Source organism: Mycobacterium sp. P2_H7, assembly GCF_056403275.1.
The window spans coordinates 1-14,057 of record NZ_JBFUFU010000011.1 but is presented as its reverse complement, the minus strand read 5'-3'; the positions used below and the strand labels follow the sequence as shown (position 1 = coordinate 14,057).

The 14,057-nt window shown below is 66.2% G+C and carries 13 protein-coding genes; 10 read left to right on the top strand and 3 right to left on the bottom strand.

Annotated features, from left to right (window positions below; translation table 11 throughout):
- Positions 1-2: 2 nt before the first annotated feature.
- Positions 3-824 (bottom strand): mycofactocin-coupled SDR family oxidoreductase, encoded by an 822-nt coding sequence (locus AC1DY7_RS18065; RefSeq protein ID WP_477495081.1) that lies wholly within the window; start codon positions 822-824, stop codon positions 3-5.
- A gap of 83 nt (positions 825-907) precedes the next feature.
- Here AC1DY7_RS18065 and AC1DY7_RS18060 point away from each other — a divergent pair, with 83 nt between their 5' ends.
- The 3 genes from AC1DY7_RS18060 to AC1DY7_RS18050 are packed head-to-tail and all read left to right on the top strand — an operon-like array spanning position 908 to position 4,249.
- On the top strand, positions 908-2,005 hold the full coding sequence (locus AC1DY7_RS18060; RefSeq protein WP_477495080.1) for an aromatic ring-hydroxylating oxygenase subunit alpha: 1,098 nt from the start codon (positions 908-910) through the stop codon (positions 2,003-2,005).
- Positions 2,002-2,592 carry a cysteine hydrolase family protein gene (locus AC1DY7_RS18055; protein WP_477495079.1) on the top strand — a complete coding sequence of 197 codons (591 nt, stop codon included), beginning with the start codon at positions 2,002-2,004 and terminating at the stop codon, positions 2,590-2,592. Before AC1DY7_RS18060 ends, AC1DY7_RS18055 begins: the two co-directional genes overlap by 4 nt.
- Positions 2,585-4,249, top strand: coding sequence for an acyl-CoA synthetase (locus tag AC1DY7_RS18050; RefSeq protein ID WP_477495078.1), 1,665 nt, complete (start codon positions 2,585-2,587; stop codon positions 4,247-4,249). Before AC1DY7_RS18055 ends, AC1DY7_RS18050 begins: the two co-directional genes overlap by 8 nt.
- On the opposite strand, the gene AC1DY7_RS18045 is transcribed toward AC1DY7_RS18050, so the two are convergent.
- On the bottom strand, positions 4,246-5,727 hold the full coding sequence (locus AC1DY7_RS18045; RefSeq protein WP_477495077.1) for a coniferyl aldehyde dehydrogenase: 1,482 nt from the start codon (positions 5,725-5,727) through the stop codon (positions 4,246-4,248). The genes AC1DY7_RS18050 and AC1DY7_RS18045 overlap by 4 nt on opposite strands.
- Before the next feature lie 176 nt (positions 5,728-5,903).
- On the opposite strand from AC1DY7_RS18045, the gene AC1DY7_RS18040 reads away from it, so the two are divergent.
- Positions 5,904-7,127: a cytochrome P450 gene (locus tag AC1DY7_RS18040; protein ID WP_477495076.1), complete on the top strand. Its 1,224-nt coding sequence runs from the start codon at positions 5,904-5,906 to the stop codon at positions 7,125-7,127.
- 1 nt (position 7,128) lies between these two features.
- The gene (locus AC1DY7_RS18035; protein ID WP_477495075.1) at positions 7,129-7,812 is read left to right on the top strand and encodes a TetR/AcrR family transcriptional regulator; all 684 of its coding nucleotides are present in this window, start codon (positions 7,129-7,131) and stop codon (positions 7,810-7,812) included.
- 6 nt (positions 7,813-7,818) lie between these two features.
- Here AC1DY7_RS18035 and AC1DY7_RS18030 read toward each other — a convergent pair whose 3' ends face one another.
- On the bottom strand, positions 7,819-9,279 hold the full coding sequence (locus tag AC1DY7_RS18030) for an aldehyde dehydrogenase family protein (RefSeq protein ID WP_477495260.1): 1,461 nt from the start codon (positions 9,277-9,279) through the stop codon (positions 7,819-7,821).
- 166 nt (positions 9,280-9,445) lie between these two features.
- Here AC1DY7_RS18030 and AC1DY7_RS18025 point away from each other — a divergent pair, with 166 nt between their 5' ends.
- The 5 genes from AC1DY7_RS18025 to AC1DY7_RS18005 all read left to right on the top strand — a co-directional run.
- Positions 9,446-9,868, top strand: a complete 423-nt coding sequence (locus tag AC1DY7_RS18025; RefSeq protein WP_477495074.1) for a Zn-ribbon domain-containing OB-fold protein — start codon at positions 9,446-9,448, stop codon at positions 9,866-9,868.
- Complete coding sequence (locus tag AC1DY7_RS18020) at positions 9,865-11,010, top strand: thiolase family protein (RefSeq protein WP_477495073.1); 1,146 nt, start codon at positions 9,865-9,867, stop codon at positions 11,008-11,010. The genes AC1DY7_RS18025 and AC1DY7_RS18020 overlap by 4 nt, the downstream gene beginning before the upstream one ends.
- A 29-nt stretch (positions 11,011-11,039) precedes the next feature.
- A complete protein-coding gene (locus AC1DY7_RS18015) occupies positions 11,040-12,272 on the top strand; it encodes an amidohydrolase family protein (RefSeq protein WP_477495072.1) in 1,233 nt (410 codons plus the stop codon).
- A gap of 22 nt (positions 12,273-12,294) precedes the next feature.
- The gene (locus AC1DY7_RS18010) at positions 12,295-13,500 is read left to right on the top strand and encodes a cytochrome P450 (protein ID WP_477495259.1); all 1,206 of its coding nucleotides are present in this window, start codon (positions 12,295-12,297) and stop codon (positions 13,498-13,500) included.
- 36 nt (positions 13,501-13,536) lie between these two features.
- Positions 13,537-14,057, top strand: a 521-nt coding sequence (locus AC1DY7_RS18005) for a DUF222 domain-containing protein (protein ID WP_477495071.1), incomplete at its 3' end; no start/stop codon positions are given.

The following is a 14,057-nucleotide window of genomic DNA, read 5'->3' as shown; positions in this document are numbered from 1 at the left end:
GATCAGAACTGTGCCATCCCGTTGTCGATCGACAGGGCCACCGCGCTGATGTGCCGGGCCTCATCGGAAGCCAGCCACACCGCCGACGCGGCGATGTCCTCGGGCTCGACAATCCAGTTCGGGGTGAACGGCGTACCCATCTGCACCAGCGGCGGGTTGGTCTCGAACGCTTTGTTCAGCGCGACGACCATGTCGCCGGTGCCCATGGCGGTGGCCACCGGGCCGGGGTGCAGGCTGTTCACCCGGATGTGGTGCTTGCCGAGCTCGGCGGCGAAGGCGCGAGCCATGCCGGTGACGGCATGCTTGCTGGCCGTGTAGTGCACCATGAAGGCCTGCATCTTCACGCCCGCAAGGGAACTCACGAGAATGATCGAGCCGCCCTTGCCGCCGTCGATGATGTGCTGGGCGCCGGCCATGACGGTGTTCCAGGTGCCGGTCACGTTGACGTCGATGGTGTCGCGGAACGACTCCGGGGTGATGTCGTGCCACGCCTCGGGGATGGTGATCCCGGCATTGGCCACGATGACGTCCAGTCGGCCCAGTTCGGCGACCCCGTCGTCGACGGCGCCTTTCAGACCGTCGTAGTCGCGGACGTCGACGGCGCGATGGAAGATCCGCCGGCCCTCGGCCTTGACCAGGTCGACCGTCTCCGCGAAATCATCCGCGGTGGCCGACAGGTACGGCACCTTCGGGGGCAGGGGCCCGGCGACGTCCACCGCGATGATGTCGGCGCCCTCCTTCGCCATCCGGACCGCATGTGCGCGGCCCTGGCCACGCGCCGCTCCGGTGATGAACGCGACCTTGTCGGTCAACAGCCCTGCCATCGTGCTCCTCCGGTGTTTGTGGTACTAACGGACGATACTACTGTAAGCTGTTCAGTATCTCGGCCTGATCGCGGAGGTTGTTCATGGAAGTTCCATTCACCTGGAAAGTCACCGGCTGGTTCATGATCGGCTGGTCAACCGAGTTCGTGGCAGGCGAGACCCGGCCGCTGAAGTACTTCGGTGAGGATCTGGTCGCCTGGCGCGACGAGTCCGGTGACCTGCACCTGATGGAAGGGCACTGCAAACATCTCGGTGCGCACCTGGGGCGCGGCGGCAAGATCGTCGGCGACTGTGTGGAATGCCCCTTCCACGGCTGGCGTTGGGGTCCCGACGGCGCCAACACCTTCATCCCGTATCAGCCCGACAAGCCCAACCGCGGGCTGAAGCTGCGGGTGTACCCGATCCAGGAACAGCACGGCTGTGTGTTCATGTGGTACCAGCCCCACGGCGAACCGCCGCAATGGGAACTGCCCGACATCTTCGACAAGTTCCCGCAGTTCCCCACCGACCCCGACGCGTTCTACCGGCCCTTCCCGGAATTCTCCCGATTCGCCGAGAATGAACCTGTGCACCCGCAGATCGTGGCCGAAAACGGCCCGGACAGTGCGCATTTCAAGTACGTGCACCGCGCCACCGTCACCCCGGTCTGCCTGGACTGGAAGGTCGTCGACAACGAGTGGCAGTTCCTCACCGGCTGGCCCGACGCCCGCAGTGAGGACCCGAACAAGATGGCCCTCTACATCCACAGCCACTTCTCCGGCCTGGGCTTCGCCATCAGCGCCTTCGAGGGTGCCTCCGAACACCGGCTCATCTTCGCCTGCACACCGGTCGACGACCAGGTCTCCAACATGTTCTATTCGATCTGGTGGCCCAAACAGCCCGGCGACACCTCCGACATCCCACCCGAGGACGTCCGCAAACGGGTCGAGAAGCAATACCTCATCACCGTGTGGGACGACCTGGACATCTGGCGCTATCAGAAGTACGTCGAGCGTCCGTCGTTGTCCAAGATCGACGCGAAACCCTATATGGCCATGCGGAAGTGGGCGACGCAGTTCTACGAGGTCCCGCCGGACTGGGCGAGCGAAGCGACGGGAAAAAGTCCCTGGGCGAGCGAAGCGACGGGAAAAAGTCCCTGGGCGAGTGAAGCGACGGGGCAAAAGCACGGCGCCAACGCGTGACGACAGCCGTCATCACCCAGGAGCTGCAGGGTGCGGTGGTCGGCCCCAACGCCGGTCTCGCCGTCCTCGCCAAAGAAGCCCAGCGTGAAGCGCTGCCCAATATCGGTCGGCTGCTGCCGGCCGCCCGGGCGGCCGGTCACCACGTGGTGCACTGCCTGGTGCAGCGCCGCCCCGACGGGCTGGGCTCCAACCACAATGCCCGGCTGTTCGCCGCGGGTAAACGCTCGGTCGACATCACCCCCGGCAGCGAGGGCGCCACCCTGCTACCCGAATTCGGCCCGGAACAACAGGATCTGGTGCTGTCCCGCTGGCACGGCGTGGGCCCGATGGGCGGTACCGACCTGGACGCGGTGCTGCGCAATCTCGGTGTGACCACCATTGTCCCCGTGGGGGTTTCACTGAACATCGCGATCCCCAGCCTGGTGATGGACGCCATCAATGCCGGCTACCAGGTCATCCTCCCGCGCGACGCCGTCGCTGGCTTTCCCGCCGAATACGGGCAGGCCGTCATCGACAACAGCCTCGCCCTGCTGGCCACGATCACCACCACAGATGAACTCATCGAAAGCTGGACGAACCATGGCTGACACATGCCCGATGTTCACCGTCCCCGCCGTCGCCGAAGCCGTCGCCGCGGTGATACCCGATCGCACGCTCGTCGCCCAGGGCGAACGTCGCTACAGCTACCGCCACATCGTCGACCGGTCCAATCGGTTGGCCGCGTATCTGCACGCCCGCAGGCTGGGCTGCCACACCGACCGCGAGTCATTGTCCGGACACCAGGTGGGCCAGGATCTGCTCGGTATCTACGCCTACAACGGGCCAGAGTTCGTCGAGGGCCTGCTCGGCGCGTTCCGCGCCAGGGTCGCCCCGTTCAACGTGAACTACCGCTACGTCAAGAACGAATTGCAGTATCTGCTCGCCGATTCCGAGGCTTCGGCGCTGCTGTATCACGCCGCGTTCGCGCCGCGGGTCGCCGAGATCCGGGACGAGCTGCCGAACCTCAAGGTGCTCATCCAGATCGCCGACGGCTCCGGCAACGACCTGCTCGACGGTGCCGTGGACTACGAGTCGATCGTCAACGCGGACATTGCGGCCCCACCGGTCGAGCCCTCCCCGGACGACCTCTACGTGCTCTACACCGGCGGCACCACCGGTATGCCCAAGGGTGTGCTGTGGCGCCAGCATGACATCTTCATGACCGCATTCGGTGGTCGCAACATGGTCACCGGCGAGCGGGTCGGCTCGGTCGACGAGATCGTCGCCCGGGTGGCGGAGAACCCCGGCACCAAACTGCTGATCCTGCCGCCGCTGATCCACGGCGCCGCGCAATGGGCCGCCATGACGGCCATCACCACGGGTCAGACATTGGTGTTCCCCAGCGTCGTCGAACGCTTCGACACCGACGACGTGGTGCGCACCATCGAGCGTGAGCAGGTGCTGGTCGCCACCGTGGTCGGCGATGCGATGGCCCGGCCACTGCTGGCCGCCATCCAGAGCAGTCTGGCCGACGGCAGCGCCGACGTCTCCTCGCTCTCGGTCGTCGCGAACGGCGGCGCGCAACTCACCCCATATGTGAAGCAGCAGTTGATCGATGCGAAGCCGGGGCTCATCGTGATCGACGGAGTCGGTTCGTCGGAGACCGGCGCGCAGATGAGCCACATGTCGGCACCCGGTGCCGTCTCGACCGGCACGTTCAACGCCGGGCCCGACACCTGTGTGGTGGCCGAGGATCTCAGCGCCGTACTGCCGCCCGCCCACGAGGGGCTCGGCTGGCTGGCGCAGCGCGGCTACGTCCCGTTGGGTTACAAGGGCGACGCCACCAAGACGGCGGCGACTTTCCCGGTCATCGACGGCGTGCGGTTCGCGGTGCCGGGCGACCGTGCCCGCCACCTCGACAGCGGGGCCGTCGAACTGCTCGGCCGCGATTCGGTGACCATCAACTCCGGTGGGGAGAAGATCTTCGCCGAGGAGGTCGAGTCCGCAATAGCCTCACATCCCGCGGTGGCCGACGTCGTGGTGGCCGGCCGGCCCAGTGAGCGGTGGGGCAGCGAAGTCGTCGCGGTGGTCGCCCTGGCCGAGGGTGCGCACGCCGATGCCGACGAACTGATCCGGCACGCCGAAACATCCATCGCGCGGTACAAACTCCCCAAGGCAGTGGTGTTCCGCCCGGTGCTCGAGCGCAGCCCGGCGGGCAAAGCCGACTACCGGTGGGCTCGGGAGCAGGCTTCGCTCGGCGATTAGACCGAGCGGTTCTTGAGCCGACGGTGAGTACGCCGGCGCGCCATCGCCAGGGTGACGTCGGCGTACATCCGCATGCCCCGCCGGAACGGCGGCGCGGCACTTCCCGTCATGCTGAACGGCAGGTCGGTGCCCACCACCGTCCGCTGGTGACTGAACGCGTCGAAGCCGGCCTTGCCGTGATAGGCACCCATGCCGCTGCGACCGACCCCACCGAAAGGCGCCGCAGACGGAATCATCTGCGCGGCGAAGTCATTTCGCGCGACACCCCCACTGCGGGTGTTGCCCACGAACGTCCGGAAGGCATCACCGTCGGGCCCGTACCAATAGGCCACCAACGGCGCCGGCCGGGCGTTGATGTAGTCGATCGCCTGTGTCAGGGTGGAATACCCGTGCACCGCGAGGACGGGCCCGAAGATCTCCTCCGTGGCGATCTGCATCGTGTCGTCGACGTCGCGCACGATGGTCGGCGCGATCTTGCGGCTGGTCCGGTCCGGCAGTGTCTCGCCCGGCGGCGCAACGGCTTCCACGGTGGCGCCGCGAGCACGCGCATCGTCGACCAGCCCGACCACCCGGTCGAAGTTGGCCTCGTTCACACTTGAGCAGTAGTCGCCGTTGGCGATGATGGCCGGGAACATCCCCTGCAGCGTCTGGCGCGCGACGTCGACGAACTCACCGACTTTCTGATCGGGGACGAACACGTAGTCGGGACACACGCAGACCTGACCGCCATTGACCATGCGCGCCTGCGCGATCCGCGTCGCGGAGCGGCGGATGTCGGCATCCGGAGCGACCACCACCGGGTTCTTGCCACCGAGTTCCAGCGTCACCGGGACCAGATTCTCGGCGGCGGCGCGCTGCACCAGGGACCCGACGCCCGGCGAGCCGGTGAAGAACAGGTGGTCGAACGGTAGCGCCGAGAAATCCGCGGCCACCTCGGTGCCACCGGTGAACACCGCCAACTCGGTCTCGTCGAAGTAGTCCGGTGCCGTCGCCGCCATCAGTTCGGCTGTGTGCGAGGTGATTTCGGACATCTTGATCATCACCCGGTTCCCGGCGGCGAACGCGGCCGACGCCGGCAGGACCACCAGATTCAGCGGGAAGTTCCACGGGCCGATGATCCCGACGACACCCAGCGGGGCTGGTTCCACCTCGGCGCGCAGGCCGGCCACCCGGGCGGCGCGCATCAGCTTGGTGGCTCGCATCCATTGCGCCACATGGGCCCGGGTGTGCTCGATCACCGGGATGATGCCGACCACCTCGGTGAACAGCGAGGCGGCGCGGGACCGGGTACCGAAGTCGGCGGCCATGGCGTCGACGAAGGCATCGGTGTTGTCGAGGACGAGCGCCATCAACCGGTCGATGCGGTGCTGCCGGACCGCAACGTCCGGCGGACCGTCGGCGATGAACGATCGCCGCTGGCGTTCCAGCAGAGCGCGCATGTCCAGTCCGCGCTCGACCCGCTCGTCGGTTGTGCTCATATCCGAAAACTCCCTCCGGTAAATGCCACGGTAGCAGTCCGGGCAGGCCGTCGAACCGATACCGGCACCTCGGTATCGGTACTGCAAAATCGGGTGTTTCGACCAGACGGGACGGTCTACTGTAATCTTTACCGTAATTGCCCTCTGTAGGACCGGCACGAAGGTGGGGACCAGGCGTGGAAAGCCAGACTGAGGATGCGTCCGCCGCAGCGGATGTCTTGGGCGAATCCTTCAACCTGTTGCGGGATCCCTACCCGTTGTTCGCCTACCACCGCGCCCGCAACGGCGTGTTCGAGGGCAGCGTCATGGACTGGCGCAAGACCCCCGAGTCGCTGCGTGCCGAGCACCAATACGCCGCCGTGTCCTTCGACGCCGTCAGCACCGTGTTCCGCGACGGCAAGTCCTTCAACTCGAAGATCTACGACAACACCATCGGCCTGTTCATCGGCCCGTCCATCCTGGCCATGGAGGGCAAGCCGCACCGAGATCATCGCAATCTCGTGACCACCGCGTTCAAGACCAAGTCCTTGGCCCGTTGGGAACCCGAGATCGTGCGGCCCATCTGTGAGGCACTGATCGACGAGTTCCTCGAGACGGGGCGCGCGGATCTGGTCCGCGACTTCACGTTCGAATTCCCCACCCGGGTCATCTCGAAGCTGCTCGGCCTGCCCGAGGAGGACCTGGCCTGGTTCCGCCAACGTGCCGTCGAATTGATCAGCTACACAGTCAAATACAAGCGCGCGTTCGAGGCCTCCGCGGCACTGAAGGACTACTTCCTCAACCAGATCGAGTTGCGCCGTTCCGCGCCCACCGATGACATCATCGGCGACCTGGTGACCGCCGAGGTGGCCGGGGAGAAACTCACCGACGAGGCCATCTACTCGTTCCTGCGACTGTTGCTGCCCGCCGGGCTGGAGACCACCTACCGGTCCTCGGGCAATCTGCTGTACCTGCTGCTCACCCACCCCGAGCAGTTCGCGGCGGTACAGGCCGACCGGGAACTGCTGGGACAAGCCATCGAAGAAGCATTGCGCTTCGAGACCCCGCTGACCACCGTGCAGCGTTCGGCCAATGTCGAGACCGAGCTCGACGGTGTGGCGCTGCCCGCCGGCGCGGTGATCGACGTGTGCATCGGATCGGCCAACCGCGACGAAACCCGTTGGGAGCGGCCCGAAGAGTTCGACATCTTCCGCAAGCGCGTACCCCACATCACCTTTGCCGCGGGCGAACACACCTGCCTGGGCCTGCACCTGGCCCGCATGGAGACCCGGGTGGCGATGGAATGCCTGCTCGACCGCGTGACCGAGATCGAACTCGACACCAGCAGCGATCCCCACATCTTCGGTCAGCCGTTCCGCTCCCCCACAGCCATCCCCGTCACCTTCAACCCGGTCAGCTGACATGACCCGGCCCGCGTCCAAACGCAAGCGCCGCGAGCGCGGGTCGATCAACGTCGAAGAAATCCTCAACGGCGCGTTCGAGGTGGCCGAGCAGGTCTCCATCGATCACCTGAGCATGCCGCAACTGGCCCGCCACCTCGATGTGGGTGTCACCAGCATCTACTGGTATTTCCGCCGTAAGGACGATCTGCTCGACGCGATGACCGACCGTGCGCTGGATTCCTACGACTTCACCGCCACCACCATCGACGCCGACAACTGGCGCGAATCCCTGGCCCACCACGCGCGCACCATGCGAAAGATGTTCCTGGCCAGCCCGATCCTGTGTGACCTGATACTGATCCGGGGGTCCTACAGCCGCCAGGCCGTGCAGGGTGCCATCCGCAAACTGGAACCGCCCGTCGCTGCGCTGGTGCGGGCCGGGCTGACGCCCACCCAGGCCTTCGACACCTATTCGGCCATCGCCACACATGTGCGCGCCACGGTGATCATGGAACGACTGCAGGACAAGATGCCCGGCATCGAACCACGAGGCGAAGGGCAGCGGGCGCTCATCGACGCCGCGACCACGCCCTACATCGCCGAGGCGACCGGGCAGGGGCACCGCCTGGGCGTCGCCGACGACATCAACTTCGAGTATGTCCTGGGCTGCATCCTGGACCGTGCCGGAGCCCTTGTCGCATAACCGGTTTCAGGAACGCGGCCGGCGCCACCCGATGGTCTTGGTCTCGGTGTACTGCGCGAATCCTTCGATGCCGCACTGCCGCCCGACGCCGCTGTTCTTGAATCCACCGAACGGTGCGTCGGCGCCGTAGTACATGCCGCCGTTGACACCGATCGCGCCGGTCCGGATCCGCCGGGCCACGCCCATCGCCCGGTCGGCGGACTTGGACAGCACCGCGCCCGCGAGGCCGAAGGCGCTGTCGTTGGCCAGCCGTACCGCCTCGTCGTCGTCGTCGAACGGGATGAGAACGAGCACCGGACCGAACACCTCGTCCTGCGCGATGGCGGAGGCCGGATCGGCCCCCACGATGACGGTGGGCGCGACGAAGTGCCCGCCCGTCAGGTGTTCCGGTAAGCCTGCCGGCACACCACCGCCCACCACGATGTCGGCCCCATCGCGCCGCGCCCCGTCGATGGCGTCGAGCACGCGCTGCTTCTGCGCTGCGCTGATCAGCGGGCCCACCAACGTGGTCGGCAGCACGGGATCACCGACCGGCACCCCACCGAAAGCCATCGTCACGTTGGCCACGGCCTCGTCGAACAGGCTGCGGTGTACCAGCATCCGGGTGTTCGCGGCGCAGGCCTGGCCTGCGTGCACGCAGGCGCCGATGGCGCTGGGAATGATGTGCGCCGGGTTGGCGTCATCCAGCACGATCATCGCCGACTTGCCGCCGAGCTCCAGGAAGGTGCGCTTCATCGTGTCCGCGCCGACCCGCATCAGGTGCCGGCCCACCGCGGTGGAACCGGTGAACGACACCATGTCGACGCGTGGATCGGTGCCGAGCAGACCCGCGACCTCGTTGGACGGGGTGGGCACCACATTGATCACGCCGGGTGGGATGTCGGTGTGCTCGGCGATCAGCCGGCCCAACCGGGTGGCGTTCCACGGGGTGTTCGGGTCCGGTTTGAGCAGCACGGTGTTCCCGGCCGCCAGCGCCGGACCGATCTTGTTCAGGATCACCTCGACGGGGAAGTTGGACGGCGTGATGGCCGCGACGACCCCGACGGCCTCCTTGACGACCGTGCGGGCATTACGCTCGCCGAACAGGCCGCCGCCGTCCAGGGTGCGTTCCCATTCGAATTCGTCGATGAGCCGGGCCGGGTAGCACAGCGCGTCGGTCAGCGGCCAGTCCAACTGGGCGTTCTGTGTCGTCATCGCCGGGCACCCGACCTCGGCGATCAATTCCTCACGCAGATCTTCTTTTTCGGCCTCGATGGCGTCTTGCAGCTGCAACAGTGTGCGCTGCCGCAGGGCACGGTTGACCGCCCAGTCGCCGTCGTCGAAGGCGCGCCGGGCGGCGGCGATCGCGGCATCCATATCCTCGGCGCCCGCGGCCGACGTGGTACCCAGCACCAGGCCGGTGGCCGGGCTGACATTGTCGAATTCGGTGCCGGACGCGGCGGTGACCAGCTGCCCGTCGATCAGCATGCGCTTCTCGGCGCGGCCCGCGGCGCGGCGGCCGACCTCCACGCTCGTGACCTGCTCCGCGACCAGCTCGCTCACCGCAACCTCCACTCGTAGACCCAACCCGACGTACGATACTGTAAGAATTACAGTTGGCTTGTGCAGTTCATCGATCCGGCAGGAGGCGCCCATGCAGAAAGCACTGGCACCGGAGATCTCGACATGGCCCGCAGCGGATCCGGCGCTGATCGGCAGCCGTTGCGGCACATGCTCGGCGACCACCTTTCCCATCCAGCGCCGCTGCCCCAAATGCAGTAGCGACGCGATGACCGACGAGCAACTCCCCCGCCGCGGCACCCTGGTCGCCTGGACCACCCAGGGCTTCCCACCCGGGCCGCCGTACAAGGGTCCCGTCGGTAAGGACTTCGTGCCCTTCGGGGTGGGGCTGGTGCAGCTCGGTGACACGATCCGTGTCGAGGGCCGGCTGACCGAGAACGACCCGACGAAGCTGCAATTCGGGATGCCGGTCGAGCTGACCATGCTGCCGTTCGCCACCGACGATGAGGGTGACGACCTGATCACCTTCGCCTTCAAGCCCCTGGGAGCATCATGAACGACGTAGCGATCATCGGTGTCGGGCTGCACCCGTTCGGCCGGTTCGAGGGCAAGTCCGCGATGGAGATGGGCGTGGACGCGATGTTCGCAGCCGTCGACGACGCCGGTGTGGAGTGGAAGGACATCGGCGCGGCTACCGGCGGCAGCTGGACCGTCGCCAACCCCGACGCCATCGTCGGCATGGTCGGACTGTCGGGCATTCCCTTCACCAACGTCTTCAACGCCTGCGCCACCGCCGCGTCAGCAGCCAAGGTCTGCGCCGACGGGATCCGCCTCGGCGACTACGACATCGGCATCGCCGTCGGGCTGGACAAGCACCCGCGCGGCGCGTTCACCGAGGATCCCGCGCTGGTCGGCATGCCCAGCTGGTACGCCGAGAACGGCCAGTACCTCACGACGCAGTTCTTCGGTATGAAGGCCAACCGCTACCTGCATGACCACAACATCTCGGCGCGCACCCTGGCCAAAGTGGCCAACAAGAACCTGCGGAACGGCTCCCTGAATCCGAATGCGTTCCGCCGCAAGCCGATCGACGAAGACGACATCCTCAACTCGGCGATGCTGAACTACCCGTTGACCCAGTACATGTTCTGCGCTCCCGACGAGGGCGCCGCCGCAGTCGTCATGTGCCGCGCCGACATTGCGCACCGTTACACCGCCAAGCCGGTGTACCTGAAGGCGGTAGAGATCCGGACCCGGCGCTACGGCGCCTATGAGGTCAACACCACGTGCGCGCCCGTCGAGGAGGATGTGGCGCCAACCGTCTACGCCGCCCGCGCCGCGTTCGAGAAGTCCGGTGTGGCACCCGAAGACGTCGATGTGGTGCAGCTGCAGGACACCGATGCCGGAGCCGAGATCATCCATATGGCCGAATGCGGCTTCTGCGCCGACGGCGATCAGGAGAAGCTCCTCGCCGACGGGGCAACGGAAATCGGCGGATCGCTGCCGGTCAACACCGACGGCGGGCTGATCGCCAACGGCGAACCGATCGGCGCGTCCGGGCTGCGGCAGATCCACGAGTTGGTACGCCAGTTGCGCGGCGAGGCCGGTGACCGCCAGGTGCCCGGCAATCCGAAGGTCGGTTTCGCCCAGCTCTACGGGGCCCCCGGCACCGCCGGGGCCACCGTCCTGAGTTTGTGATACTCATTGCGCGAGAGGCAGCTTGACACATGACCGAACAGTTCCGGGATGCACCGATCTTCGATGCCGACCAGCACATGTACGAGACCGGCGATGCGCTGACGAAGTTCCTCCCCGAGAAGTACAGCCGGGCCGTCCAGTACGGGCAGTTCGGCAAGCAGACCCGCATCGTGATCAACAATCGGGTCACCGACTTCATCCCGAACCCGACCTTCGAGCGGGTGGCCGCACCCGGCGCGCACGAGAAGTTCTTCGCCGGCGAGAACACCGAAGGCCAGACGCTGCGCGAGATGCAGGGCCGGGCCATCGACGCACCCGAGGCCACGCGTAATCCCGCCGATCGGGTGAAGGAGCTCGACCGCCAGGGCGTCTCCGAGGCGTTGAACTACCCCACCCTGGGCAGCCTGGTGGAGCATTCCAGCGCCGATGACCCGCAGCTGACGCTGGCCATCGTGCACGCCCTCAACGAGTGGATCTATGAGCACTGGGGCTTCAACCACGAGAACCGGGTGTTCACCACACCCATCATCAATCTCTCCGAAGTCGATGCGGCCCAACGCGAAGTGGCCTGGCTGCTGGAACGCGGCGCCCGCGTCGCCCTGATCAAGCCGGGCCCGGTCAACGGCCTGCACGGCTGGCGTTCCCCCGCGCTGCCCGAGTTCGACCCGTTCTGGCGCGATGTGGAGGCAGCCGGGTTGCCCATCGTGTTGCACGCCAGCTATCCACCGCTGGACGATTACGTCGGCAAGTGGGAGCCGCCGTACACGCAAAACTTCATGGCACAGAGCGCTTTTCGGTGGATGGTGCTGGGACACCGCGAGATCGCCGACATGATCACGGCCCTGATCTGCCACGGCACGCTGACCCGCTTCCCGAAGCTCCGGGTGGCCAGTGTGGAGAATGGTAGCGGGTGGATCTTCCCACTGTTCAACGACTTCGAAGATCTTCAGAAGAAGATGCCGCAGAATTTCCCGGAGCATCCGCACGAGGTGTTTCGCCGCAACATCTGGGTCAGCCCGTTCTGGGAGGGCTGCGTCTCCGACGTCGTCAACACCGTCGGCTGGGACAAGGTGATGTTCGGCTCGGACTACCCGCACCCCGAGGGCCTGGCCGAACCCAACGGCTTCTGGAAGTACGCCGAGGGTATGGACGTCCGGCGCACCTATGACTTCATGGGTGACAACGCGCGCCGGTTCATGGGCCTGCCGCTGGCCAATCCCGATCCCACCGCCGTGCAACCGCCGGCGCTGGCCCAGATCTGAGGCGTACGGGGCGATGACCGCGGTGACCCCACCCAAACTCGAGTTCGATCCGTTCTCCGACGATTTCTTCGCCAATCCCTATGGCACCTATCGCCGGATGCGGGACGAGACTCCGGTCTACTACAGCGACCGGTACGACTTCTATGCGTTGTCCCGCCACGAGGACGTCGCCGCGGCGTTCAAGGACTACGAAACCTATTCGTCCGCATACGGTGTCGACCTTTCGCAGGTCCGCAAAGACGAGGTGACCGAACACGGGTCGATCATCGCGATGGACCCACCCGCACACCGCCGGATGCGCAGCCTACTCAACAAGGTGTTCACCCCACGAGCGATCGAGGCCCGGCGGGCCTTGGTGTGCTCATCGATCGACCGGCATCTCGCTGATGTCGACGGCGCCGGCTTCGATTTCGTGCAGGACTTTTCCGCGCGGTTCCCCGTCGACGTGATGACCATCATGCAGGGCGTTCCCGAGCCGGACCGTCAGCGGGTCCGGATCTGGATCGACGATCTCCTGCACCGGGATCCCGGTCAGGTCGACATGGGTGAGACCGGGCAGAAGGCCGGCGTGGACATGGCGGTGTACTACTACAAGCTGGTCAAGAAGCGCCGCGGTGAGCTCGGCGACGACCTGCTGAGCACGCTGATCGCGGCCGAAATCGAACGCGGGGACGGCGCCATGGAGTCGCTGACCGACCTCGAAATCACCGAATTTGCCATGCTTTTGGGTGGCGCCGGCGCCGAGACGGTCACCAAACTGCTCGGCAACGCCGCCGTCGTGTTCGCGCAGAACCCGGATCAGTGGCGCCTGCTGCTCGACGACCGGAGCAAGACTCCGCTGGCCGTGGAGGAGCTGTTGCGGCTGGAGGCACCGGCGCAGTACAACGTGCGCAGGGCCATGCGTGACGTGACGCTCCATGGTGTGACGATCCCGGCCGGCAAGCCGGTGTTCCTGTTGGGCGGCTCGGCCAATCGCGATCCCGCAGCATGGACGGATCCGGACCGCTTCGACATCGAGCGGGACCGCACCCAGGCCCAAAACCTGGGGTTCGGGTACGGCATCCACAGTTGTCTGGGGGCGGCGCTGGCCCGGATGGAGAGTGTGGTGGCGCTCGACCGGATGCTCGATTTCATGCCGCGCTACGAGGTCGATTGGGACGGCTGTAAACGGGTCAACATGCAGAACGTGGCGGGCTGGAGCAACGTCCCGGTGCGGGTGCTTCCGTAGCCGGTACTTGTCGGTGGCCTCTGCGAGGATGGTTTGATGTCCACCGCGACAGCATCTTTGGCTCCCAAGGAGCGTCTAGAGGTGCTGTTCGGCGAGCTCAGCGAGTTGTGCGGGCAGCGCAATGCGATCGACGGCAAGATCGTGGCGATCGTCGCCCAGCTGGAGCGTGAAGACCTGGCCGGTATGACCGGCGCCAAATCGGTACCGGCACTGGTGGCCTGGAAAACCGGTGTCTCCACCCGCAACGCCGAGACCATGGTCGCCATCGCCCGCCGACTCGACGAGCTGCCCCGCTGCACCGACGGGTTACGAGACGGCCGGCTGTCACTGGATCAGGTCGGGGTCATCGCCGAACGCGGCGCCGACGGCTCCGATGAGCACTACGCCGAAGTCGCCGAATCCGCGACCGTCACCCAACTGATCAAAGCGATCAGTCTGGCACCGAAACCCGAACAGCCTTCCCGCCCCGAACGGGGACCGGAATTCAGCAAGACCGTCGAAGACAACTACACCACCTACCGGATCCGGCTGCCCCGCATCGACGCCGCGAAATTCGA